Origin of the sequence: Tessaracoccus caeni, assembly GCF_029211185.1 — a bacterium.
GTDB lineage: Bacteria > Actinomycetota > Actinomycetes > Propionibacteriales > Propionibacteriaceae > Arachnia > Arachnia caeni.
Map to the genome: position 1 here is coordinate 1 of NZ_JARGDO010000081.1, position 244 is coordinate 244.

Annotated in this window: 1 protein-coding gene; it reads left to right on the forward strand. The window is 68.9% G+C overall.

From position 1 onward, the window contains the following. Positions 1-244: transposase (locus P0D62_RS19080; protein WP_275704096.1), on the forward strand; the 244-nt coding region annotated here is incomplete at both ends.

Sequence of the window (244 nt, forward strand, 5' to 3'; positions counted from 1 at the left end):
GACCACGGCAGCGAAGGGACTGGGGAACCGCTGGCGATCCATCTCCGCCCCGGCAACGCCGGCTCGAACACCGCGGCTGATCACATCACCGTCACCAAGGCCGCGCTCGCGCAGCTCCCACCAGCCCTGCTGGCCCGGAGCAGGCGGGGGTCGAAGAAGATTCTGATCCGCACCGACGGAGCCGGCGGCACCAAGGAATTTCTCCAGTGGATGACCAGGCGGCGGCTGGCCTACTCCGTCGGGT